This is a genomic window from Pseudomonas sp. NPDC086112, assembly GCF_044746425.1.
Lineage (GTDB): Bacteria > Pseudomonadota > Gammaproteobacteria > Pseudomonadales > Pseudomonadaceae > Aquipseudomonas.
In genome coordinates, this window is record NZ_JBIVCD010000024.1 from 81,714 (window position 1) to 91,664 (window position 9,951).

The window sequence follows — 9,951 nt, forward strand, 5'->3', positions numbered from 1 at the left end:
TGCGCCAGATCCTACGAGCCTAGAGTGAAGCCGTCCACCCCAACCAGGAGAAAAAACGCCATGACGTTGCAGATCGGTTTTCTGTTGTTTCCACAGGTTCAACAACTGGACCTGACCGGCCCTTATGATGTGCTGGCCTCGCTGCCGGACGTGAAGGTGCACCTGATCTGGAAGGACCTGGTCCCGATCACCGCGAGCACCGGGCTGGTGTTGAAACCGACCACCACCTTCGACGATTGCCCGCCGCTGGATGTGATCTGCATTCCTGGCGGCAGCGGTGTCGGGCCGTTGATGGAGGATGAAGAAACCCTGGCCTTCATCAAGGCAATGGCCGCCGAGGCGCGATATGTCACTTCGGTCTGCACCGGCGCGCTGGTGCTTGGCGCGGCGGGGTTGCTCAAGGGCAAACGCGCCACCACGCACTGGGCGTATCACGAGTTGCTCGGGGTTTTGGGAGCGATCCCGGTGAACGATCGGGTGGTGCGCGACGGCAATCTGCTGACCGGGGGCGGGATCACCGCGGGGATCGATTTTGCCCTGACCCTGGCGGCTGAATTGTTTGATAAGGACACGGCGCAATTGGTGCAGTTGCAGCTGGAATATGCTCCGGCGCCGCCGTTCGCTTCGGGCAGTCCCGAGACAGCACCGGTCAGCGTGCTGGGGGAAGCCCGCAAACGCGCTGCCGCGTCGTTGAAATTGCGCTCGGAAATCACCGAACGTGCAGCGGCGAAACTCGCCCGCCAGTGAAAGAAACGCTGCGGGAGCTATTGCCCCCGCAGCCAGTTACTCAGGCCGGAAAATCCGTTGCCAGCGATATGGCTTTCCACTGGTTCAAGTCCTGCTGCACCTGAGCGATTTTCTGCTGCGCCAGGTCAACCGCAATCTGGCCCATGAACAAGTGCAGCGGCGGCTCGCTGACGTTGACCGCCTGGATGATTGCCAAGGCAATCTTGTCCGGGTCGCCGGCCTGCTGACCGTCAAGGGTGTTCTGGTGCAGGTCCAGTGACGCTTGCGCGGCGGTGTAATCATCGATCCTGCGCTCGGCAACGGCCAGCGAAGCGCTGGACAGGAACCCCGTACGCACCGGTCCCGGATAAACCACCGTGGCCTTGATTCCCAACTCCTGAACCTCTGCCGCCAACGCTTCAGTCACGCCACCGAGGGCGAATTTGCTCGCCACGTAACTGCCCCATCCGGCATAACCGCCATCGAAGCCGACAATCGACGAGATATTGATTACGTGCCCGCTGCGCTGCGCCCGCAACTGCGGCAAGGCGTGACGCAATACATTGAGCGGTGCAAACAGATTCACATCGAAATTGCGTCGCAGCTCGCGGTCCGACAGCGCTTCGAACGTGCCCTGCTGACCGTAACCGGCGCAGTTGACGACCACATCAAGGCTGCCGAAGACTTCAACGGTGCTTGCGATAGCACTGGCCACGCTGGATTCATTCATCAAGTCGACTTGCAGCGGCAGAAAGCGCTCGCTGGCTGCCTGCAGCTCGCCGAGGTTACGGGAAGTGGCGGCGACGCGATCTCCCAAGGCTAACACCTGTTGCGCGAGGGCCAGGCCGAGGCCCTTGGAGGCGCCGGTGATAAACCAGGTTTTAGGAGAGTTTTTCATGAGTAGGTTCCTCTGTTTCAGTGCATGACTTGCTCGATAAAAACAATGACGCGTCACTCCGGCCGGCGGTACAGCACCATCCCGGCGTGATAGAGCACCCCGTCGCGAAAGTCGCCGTCAGCCGTGAAACCGGTGTCGTCGACATATTCGATGTGGTCGCCCTCCAGCCAATAGCGGCCCAGATAGGCGCTTTCCCGATGGCCGCGCGCTTCGTCGTAGCGCCCGCCCGGCAGCAGTTGGTGGCGGATCACGCCGTCGGCGGTGACCCACAGGCCGACGTATTGGTCTTGATTACCCGATGGTTTGGTCATTTCAGTTCTCCCGACTTCAATAGGTGACCGTTCAGAACGGACTGGCTGTGGGCCGTACGATCAATTCGCTGACATCCACATCGGCCGGCTGATCGATGGCGTAGGCAATGGCCCGGGCGATAGCCTCGGCAGGAATGGCAATCTTGCGGAATTCACGCATTTCGGCCCGGCCGCCGGCATCGGAAATGCTCTCGGCCAGTTCGGATTCGGTCACGCCGGGGGAAATAACCGTGACCCGCACATCGCCCCCGACTTCCTGGCGCAAGCCTTCGGAAATTGCCCGCACGGCGAATTTGGTGGCGCAGTACACAGCCGCGGTCGGGCTGACGGTATAAGCCCCGATGGAGGCGATGTTAATGAACTGACCGCTGCGCTGACGCTGCATCAATGGCAACCCGGCAGCGATGCCGTGAAGGACGCCACGGATGTTGACGTCGATCATCCGGTCCCACTCATCGACCTTCAGCGCCTCGAGTTTCGACAGGGGCATGACTCCGGCGTTGTTGACGATCACATCGACCCGGCCAAAGCGTTCGACGGCGAAATCGATGAAGGCCTGCACATCATCGCGGCGGGTGACGTCCACCGCCCTGAACGCTGCGCTCTGGCCAGCCTCATTGAGTTCTGCGACCAGTGTTTCCAGGCGATCGATGCGTCGGGCACCAAGCACCACATGAGCACCCTGACTGGCCAGGAGACGTGCGCTGGCCTCGCCGATTCCGCTGCTGGCGCCGGTAATGACAACCACTTTGCCTTGAATGTTGGACATGACTTTTCCCTTGTTCTGAAGACTGGAACATCCCGGATGGGGACGTTGCGACAGGTCCAGATTAGGGACGCTTCGATGAGTTTCGTTAGCCGGTTTCTCCTGGGTTCTTGCACGATCCTGTACCAGCGAACCGATGCTGGCCGACAAGAACACAATCGGTTTTACTAGCCCGATTCAACCATCGGCCCAGGAGATTGTTCAGCATGACGACTTCTATTTCCTCGAATGCCCTGCCCCAGGACGGCATCGACGTTCGGCGCGCCGAACTGGTGAGCCTGATGAAGCGCTTTGCCCCGGAATACGGCGTTCACGCCACGCCGATCAAGGACTTGCACCTGATCCGCAGCGACCATCCCACCGAAGACCTGCACACGGTGCACAAACCGGGACTGTGCGTGATTGTCGAAGGACGCAAGGAAGTTCGCCTGGCCGCTGAAAGCTATGTTTACGACCCGCTCAATTACCTGGTGGTGTCGGTCACCCTGCCCTTGGCCGGCAAAGTGATCGAGGCCAGCCCGGATCGGCCTTATCTGTGCTTGCGTCTGGACATAGACCCGGCACAGATCTGCCGTTTGATCGCAGATGTCAGCCCAATCGGGGTATCTGGGGTGAGAACGACTGGACGTGGTCTGTTTCTGGATCGGATCGACGCGCCCTTGCTGGATGCCGTGTTGCGGCTACTGAGGTTGCTGGACACCCCGGACGACATCGCGACCCTGGCGCCACTGGCACAACAGGAAATCTTCTATCGGTTATTGCGCGGCGAGCAGGGTCAGCGCTTGCATGAAATCGCCATCCCCGACACCCAGACCCACCGTATCAGCCGTGCTATCGAGTGGTTGAACAACCATTACGTCGAGCCCTTGAGCATCGAAAACCTGGCGCAGATGATCAACCTCAGCACCTCGGCGCTGCATCACCGCTTCAAATCGGTGACGGCCATGAGCCCGTTGCAATACCAGAAGCAGTTGCGCCTGCAGGAAGCGCGGCGGCTGTTGTTGTCGGAGAATAGCGATATTTCGTCAATCGGCTACAAGATGGGTTACGAAAGCCCTTCGCAATTCAGCCGTGAATACAGCCGTCTGTTTGGCGCCTCGCCGAGCAAGGACATCGCCCGACTACGCGCTCAGGCGATTTAACAGTTTTGTGTACGCCAGAATCAGGCAAATCAAGGCCATAAAAAAACCCGCCTAAGCGGGTTTCTCAAGACCATTGCGACATCCTGTCGGCAGCCATCCTGGCGTATGGTCGATCATCCGTGATCCTGAGCACGTCCTGTGCTGCAGTTGATGGATCCAGATTAAACGTATCGGCGAAGCTTAAAAAGACGACATACCACTGGCTGCGTGTAAGCCATTGACCATTCAACGCCTGAAACCTGCACTACAGGAGATCGGGTTTCAGGTTTCTAAAGACGAAAAAAAACCCGCCGAAGCGGGTTTTTCCCAAGACCATATCGACTCCCTGTCGGCAGCGATCCTTGCTATGGTCGATCATCCGTGACCCTGGAGCACTTCCTGTGCTTCAGTTGATGGAGCTAGATTACCCTTCGGATCCAATCCGCAATAGACGACATAGCTACTACCGCGTGTAAGACATTCGCTATAGCCGCCCCTCCGAACCCCCTTAGATGTATCAGCCATCATGGGCTGAAGCCACGAGTTTCATGGCCTGCAGCCATCAGCCGCCCTGACGCTCGTGGTCCTTGGTGTCTACCAGAAATTTTTCGATATTGCTCATCTGCTCATCCCAACCCCGGCTGTCCATGCGGAACGCCTTGAGCCTGCGCGACTGAGGGATGTGATCGAAACCGGACTCGACGACCGTCAACAACGTGCCTTCATCCATATCCTGGAGTTCGAACTTCACCAGCGTGGTGGGCTCCTGGGAGTAATCGGTATCAGGTTCGACTGCGTACGGGTGCCAGCGAAACGAAAACACCCGCTCCGGCTCGACCCGCTCCACCAGTACATTCCACAACAAGTGCTCATAACCAGGATAAGTAATCTGCCCCTGGGTCCACTCGCCGGCGACAAAGCGCTTGCCTTCGAGTGCCACGCCGAACCATTGCCCGAAGGCTTCGGCGTTGGCCAGCACACGCCAGACCTGCGAGCGCGGCACCTTGAGCAGGATTTTCCTTTCGATGCGATCTGATGCTGGGTTCATAAGTCACCTCCTGTATTGAACAGTAGGCCCGTAAAGACCATAAGACCAACCTAAAAGTTGTATCAAACAGGTGCCGCAATCACCCGTACCTGAAATATTCGGCCTCAGTTCTGGCCATAAGTTCTGGTTTTTGGGGGGGAGTCAGCGGGCTGAAACTGCTAACGTTTGCAGCGACGTGACCCCTTACAAGGAAGATTCATGCAGCCTTCACTCACGGAACGTTATCGCGCAACCCTGCTGGGGCTTGCGTGTGGGGATGCCGTTGGCACCCGTGCCGAGTTCCAGCCACGCGGCTCGTTTATCCCTCTGACCGATATGGTTGGGGGCGGCCCGTTCAATCTGAAGCCAGGGCAATGGACCGATGACACTTCCATGGCACTTTGCCTGGCAGAAAGCCTGCTGAACAAAAAAGGTTTTGATGCGGCCGACCAAATGGGCCGTTATCTCAACTGGTGGCAATGGGGTTACCTGAGTTCAACCGGCGAATGCTTCGACATCGGCATGACCGTCCGTGAAGCGCTGACTCGTTATCTGGAAAACGGTCAGCCATTCGCAGGTTCCACCGATCCCTACACAGCCGGCAACGGTTCGCTGATGCGGTTAGCGCCAATTGTGCTGTACTACTTTCCCGACCCCGACCGGATCAGGAGGTTTTCCGCAGACAGCTCGCGCACTACCCATGCGGCGCCAGAGGCACTTGAATGCTGTCAGTTGCTTGCCGCTCTGATCCGCAAGGCATTGCAAGGCGCGCCCAAGCTGGATTTGCAGAGCCTGCCAGAGACGACGTTCGTGGAACCAAAGGTCGCGAGCATCGCCCGAGGTGACTACCTCGGAAAATCCAAAGACGATATTCGTGGTACCGGTTACTGCGTTGCATCACTGGAAGCGGCCTTGTGGTGCTTTCACCACACTGACAGTTTTGAAGCCGCCATCCTCGAAGCGGCGAACCTGGGCGATGACGCCGATACCACTACCGCCATCGTCGGTCAGTTGGCCGGGGCTCACTACGGTGTGCAGGCCATCCCTGACGGGTGGCTGGCGAAATTGCACATGCGCGAAGAGATCGAGGCCACGGCTGACGCCCTGCTTCGGGCCGCCGCCGCTGCCGACATCTCAGCCACGCAACCAGGAAAAGCCCCATGAATAACTTGCATGGCAGCTGCTTGTGCAAAGCCATCGAATACGAACTTGATAGCCTCGACATGCCCATCAGTCATTGCCACTGCCACACTTGTCGCAAGGCACACGCAGCAGCATTCGCCTCGACGGCCGGGGTCATGCGTGAGCATTTTCGCTGGATAAAAGGACAGGACCGGCTAAGCACCTATGAGTCGTCGCCGGGCAAGCTTCGGCATTTCTGTTCGATCTGCGGATCGCATCTGATGGCAGAGCGCTTGGCCCAACCCCATGTAATTGTTCGCGTGGCGACGCTCGACGATGATCCGAAAATGACACCTCAGGCTCACATCTGGACGTCCCATGATGTGTCCTGGCTTGAATATGAATCGAATGAGAAGTGTCAGGAATGGCAGACATAGTTTTCCGGATACACCGCGCCAGACTCTGATTTGTTGGCTGGCGGCGCCCCGCTACACTGCATTCCAACTTTCCATCATTACAGCGAACCTCCCATGCCCCCACGTTTTCTCCTTGCGTTGACGCCGCTGCTGTTCACTCCTCTTGCGCATGCCATCGACTGCGACAATGCCACTGACCAGACGACGATGAATCAGTGCGCGGCGCAGCAGTACAAAGCGGCCGACAAGGAGCTGAATGCGCTTTACCAGCAAATCACCCTACGGTTGAACGACAGCCCTGACGCCAAAAAGCTGTTGATTGGTGCTCAACGCTCATGGATTGCGTTTCGCGATGCCGAGTGCAAGTTCTCGGCGTCCGGAGTGGCGGGTGGCAGTGTGTATCCGTTGATCTATAGCAATTGCATCACCAAACTGACGAAGGCGCGGGTCGGGGCGTTCAAGACTTACTTGAAGTGTCAGGAAGGGGATTTGAGTTGCCCGGTGCCTGGGGCTTGATGCTGCGGTTCGCGGGCAAGCCTCGCGCCTGCAAGGGGCTTGGCGGCACACAAATTGTGTGTTCTCCAAAAATCCACCCGACAACTTGATGTTACCGCTCTGCTTCAGGCTATAGCGTGTTCGGCGGTGGCCGAGTCTTCCTTCTCGGCTTCGGGAGACACGCCGCACCACCAACGTGGTGCGGCGTGACGCAGGCTCAACGGTAAAACGGCGCGTGAATGCCTTTATGAGCCTCGATTTCTTGCCGCATATCAGCCACCAGTGACGCGATCGCGTGGGGGCTATCCAGTGTCCATACCGGAACATGGGTGGCCACCAAATCCACTTTCCCGGTCATGCAATCGCAGACCCGAATTGTCAGGGACTGGTCCGCCTCCATGCTGCAAGTGCACACCGCCGGCAAAAAACTATGTTCAATGATGTTTTGAATTTCCAGGGTTGAAAGGAACATCGCTACCTCCATCACGCCAGGTGTATGGCCGGGCAAATACTCCCTCATTCACCCATTAGCCGGAAAATTCTAATCCTCAATAACGGCTGTCTCAAGACCGTAACAGGTTGCTCATCGTCTCGTTAGTGATCCTTAGACGTGAGGATCTCCCGGAACTTTGCCCGGCACGGCGTATTGCGGCTTCAGGTGGCCGTCCTGATCGAGCAGCCAGGCATCCATGATCTGCCGCACCACGGGACCGGCGACGCGACCACCAGCCTCGCCATTCTCGATCATCACCGAAATGACAATCTTCGGATGTTCGGCCGGGGCGAAACCGACGAACAAGGCGTTGTCACGGTTGCGCTCCAGGGTTTTCGCCCGGTTGTAGCGCTCACCCTGCTTGATTGCCACCACTTGCGCGGTGCCACTTTTGCCGGCGATGCGGTACTGAGCCCCCGCCGCTGCCGCTCGAGCAATCCCGCGAGCATCGTGCATCACCATCTGCATGCCGTGGTTGACCTGCTCCCAGTCACGCGGGTCCTTGAGCAGGATGTTCGGCATCGGATGCTCGTCCACCGGCGCTACACCATCCACCGTTTTGGCCAGGTGTGGTCGGTTCCATACACCCTTGTTGGCAATCAGCGCTGTAGCCTGGGCGAGTTGCAGTGGCGTGACCTGCATGTAGCCTTGGCCGATGCCAAGGATCACGGTTTCACCCGGGAACCATGCCTGACGGCGAGTGACGCGTTTCCAGGCTTGGGACGGCATCAACCCCGCAGACTCTTCGAACATGTCCAGCGAGACCTTCTCGCCGAGGCCGAACATCGCCATGTAATCGTGCAGGCGGTCGATCCCCAGCTTGTGCGCCAGATCGTAGAAGTAGGTGTCGTTGGAGCGCATGATCGCCGCGTCCATGTCCACCCAGCCATCGCCGCTGTGGTTCCAGTTACGGTATTTATGATCGAAATCCGGTAGCTGGTAATAACCCGGATCGAAGACGCGGGTCTGCGGAGTGACCACCCCGGCGTCGAGGCCGGCAATAGCCACTTCCGGCTTGATGGTCGAGCCCGGCGCGTAGAGCCCACGCAGCACACGATTGAACAGCGGCCGGTCGATGGAATCATGTAGCGCCGCGTATTCCTTGAAGCTGATGCCGGTCACAAACAAATTCGGGTCAAAACTGGGCTTGCTGACCATGGCCAGCACTTCGCCGGTCGATGGATCGAGAGCGACCACCGAGCCACGGCGATCGCCCAACGCCTCCTCGGCAGCTTCCTGAAGTTTGACGTCGAGGCTCAGAACGATGTTTTTGCCGGGGATCGGATCGGTGTGTTTGAGCACTCGCAGCACGCGGCCCTGAGCGTTGGTCTCGACTTCTTCATAACCCACATGGCCGTGCAACTCAGGCTCGTAGAATCTCTCGATGCCGGTCTTGCCAATGGATTGCGTGCCACGGTATTCCACCGTGTCCAGGGCTTTGGATTCTTTCTCGTTGATACGGCCGACGTAGCCGATCGAGTGTGCGAAGTGTGCACCCATCGGGTAGTGGCGAACGAACTGTGGCTCTACGTCGATCCCTGGCAAACGAAATTCGTTGACTGCCAACACCGCGATCTGTTCTTCGCTGAGTTCATAGAACAAGGTGACGGGCACGAAGGGGTGTCGAGCCTGCTTCATTGCCTTGTCGAACAGCGTGCGGTCTTCAGCCGGCAGGTGCAGGAGGTTGACCACCTCATCCAGCTCTTCTTTGACGTCGGAGGCCCGTTCGCGGGTGATGGTCAGGTTGAAACTGGGCCGGTTGTCCGCCAGAAGCACGCCGTTGCGGTCATAAATCAACCCGCGGGTAGGGGCGATCGGCAATACGTGTACGCGGTTGTTTTCGGAGATCGTCGAGTGGTAGTCGTACTCGACCACCTGCAGAACATACAGCCGCACCACCAGCGCGCAGGTAATAGCGACGACGAACAAGGCGCAGGCCATCAGTCTTTTATTGACCAGGCGCGTCTCTTTTTCGTGGTCCTTGATTGGTATTGGTTCAGGCATTTCTGCAGCAGCTCTTTGACTGTAGAGGAGGTGCCGATCCGTAGGCTTGAAATCAGTCCGTTAAAAAACGAGCTGCACCATACCAAAACGGCGTGGTTACTTTAGCGCCCGTTCTACCGAAACTTCATGAACAATGCAGCCGACACAGCCAGCACGGTACTTTCCTGCGGACAAAACAAAACCCCTACCTGCATACGCAGATAGGGGTTTCGGAATTTAATCTTGACGATGACCTACTCTCACATGGGGAAACCCCACACTACCATCGGCGATGCATCGTTTCACTGCTGAGTTCGGGATGGGATCAGGTGGTTCCAATGCTCTATGGTCGTCAAGAAATTCGGTAGCCAGGTCGTTGGCCCTTGCGGGTTCACGCTCCAGCGAATGGGTATGCGATAGTTTGGTGTTTTGTGAGTATCTCGAACTTTCGGTTCGTTTCGTCTTCACACACCGCAATCTGGTGCCTTTTCAGGTCAGCAAATTGCTTGGGTGTTATATGGTCAAGCCTCACGGGCAATTAGTATTGGTTAGCTCAACGCCTCACAGCGCTTACACACCCAACCTATCAACGT

General features: G+C 57.8%; 12 protein-coding genes and 2 rRNA genes. 6 read left to right on the forward strand and 8 right to left on the reverse strand.

What is annotated here, in order from left to right:
- Positions 1-60: 60 nt before the first annotated feature.
- Positions 61-747 (forward strand): isonitrile hydratase, encoded by a 687-nt coding sequence (gene inhA, locus ACIPLA_RS17585; RefSeq protein ID WP_401174593.1) that lies wholly within the window; start codon positions 61-63, stop codon positions 745-747.
- 40 nt (positions 748-787) lie between these two features.
- On the opposite strand, the gene ACIPLA_RS17590 is transcribed toward inhA, so the two are convergent.
- The 3 genes from ACIPLA_RS17590 to ACIPLA_RS17600 are packed head-to-tail and all read right to left on the reverse strand — an operon-like array spanning position 788 to position 2,704.
- The gene (locus ACIPLA_RS17590; protein ID WP_401174596.1) at positions 788-1,624 is read right to left on the reverse strand and encodes an SDR family NAD(P)-dependent oxidoreductase; all 837 of its coding nucleotides are present in this window, start codon (positions 1,622-1,624) and stop codon (positions 788-790) included.
- A 53-nt stretch (positions 1,625-1,677) separates the two neighbouring features.
- Positions 1,678-1,935 carry an Atu4866 domain-containing protein gene (locus ACIPLA_RS17595; RefSeq protein WP_123720437.1) on the reverse strand — a complete coding sequence of 86 codons (258 nt, stop codon included), beginning with the start codon at positions 1,933-1,935 and terminating at the stop codon, positions 1,678-1,680.
- 31 nt (positions 1,936-1,966) lie between these two features.
- The gene (locus ACIPLA_RS17600) at positions 1,967-2,704 is read right to left on the reverse strand and encodes an SDR family oxidoreductase (protein WP_218399033.1); all 738 of its coding nucleotides are present in this window, start codon (positions 2,702-2,704) and stop codon (positions 1,967-1,969) included.
- Positions 2,705-2,907: 203 nt separating this feature from the next.
- Here ACIPLA_RS17600 and ACIPLA_RS17605 point away from each other — a divergent pair, with 203 nt between their 5' ends.
- Positions 2,908-3,843, forward strand: coding sequence for an AraC family transcriptional regulator (locus tag ACIPLA_RS17605; protein ID WP_218399032.1), 936 nt, complete (start codon positions 2,908-2,910; stop codon positions 3,841-3,843).
- Between the two features lie 217 nt (positions 3,844-4,060).
- Positions 4,061-4,207 (forward strand): hypothetical protein, encoded by a 147-nt coding sequence (locus ACIPLA_RS17610; protein WP_218399031.1) that lies wholly within the window; start codon positions 4,061-4,063, stop codon positions 4,205-4,207.
- A 177-nt stretch (positions 4,208-4,384) separates the two neighbouring features.
- Here ACIPLA_RS17610 and ACIPLA_RS17615 read toward each other — a convergent pair whose 3' ends face one another.
- Positions 4,385-4,870, reverse strand: coding sequence for an SRPBCC family protein (locus ACIPLA_RS17615; RefSeq protein ID WP_007907615.1), 486 nt, complete (start codon positions 4,868-4,870; stop codon positions 4,385-4,387).
- Positions 4,871-5,068: 198 nt separating this feature from the next.
- On the opposite strand from ACIPLA_RS17615, the gene ACIPLA_RS17620 reads away from it, so the two are divergent.
- From ACIPLA_RS17620 to ACIPLA_RS17630, 3 genes are all read left to right on the forward strand, one after another.
- Positions 5,069-6,013: an ADP-ribosylglycohydrolase family protein gene (locus ACIPLA_RS17620; protein WP_401174603.1), complete on the forward strand. Its 945-nt coding sequence runs from the start codon at positions 5,069-5,071 to the stop codon at positions 6,011-6,013.
- Positions 6,010-6,408: a GFA family protein gene (locus ACIPLA_RS17625; RefSeq protein ID WP_218399029.1), complete on the forward strand. Its 399-nt coding sequence runs from the start codon at positions 6,010-6,012 to the stop codon at positions 6,406-6,408. The genes ACIPLA_RS17620 and ACIPLA_RS17625 overlap by 4 nt, the downstream gene beginning before the upstream one ends.
- A gap of 93 nt (positions 6,409-6,501) precedes the next feature.
- Positions 6,502-6,903: a lysozyme inhibitor LprI family protein gene (locus ACIPLA_RS17630; RefSeq protein WP_218399028.1), complete on the forward strand. Its 402-nt coding sequence runs from the start codon at positions 6,502-6,504 to the stop codon at positions 6,901-6,903.
- Between the two features lie 196 nt (positions 6,904-7,099).
- Here the strand turns inward: ACIPLA_RS17630 and ACIPLA_RS17635 are convergent, their stop codons facing one another.
- The 4 genes from ACIPLA_RS17635 to ACIPLA_RS17650 all read right to left on the reverse strand — a co-directional run.
- Positions 7,100-7,354, reverse strand: coding sequence for a DUF1652 domain-containing protein (locus ACIPLA_RS17635; protein WP_123497993.1), 255 nt, complete (start codon positions 7,352-7,354; stop codon positions 7,100-7,102).
- Positions 7,355-7,486: 132 nt separating this feature from the next.
- A complete protein-coding gene (gene mrdA / locus ACIPLA_RS17640; RefSeq protein ID WP_401174608.1) occupies positions 7,487-9,379 on the reverse strand; it encodes a penicillin-binding protein 2 in 1,893 nt (630 codons plus the stop codon).
- 220 nt (positions 9,380-9,599) lie between these two features.
- Positions 9,600-9,715 (reverse strand): 5S ribosomal RNA (gene rrf / locus ACIPLA_RS17645).
- 160 nt (positions 9,716-9,875) lie between these two features.
- Positions 9,876-9,951 (reverse strand): 23S ribosomal RNA (locus tag ACIPLA_RS17650); the annotation flags it as partial.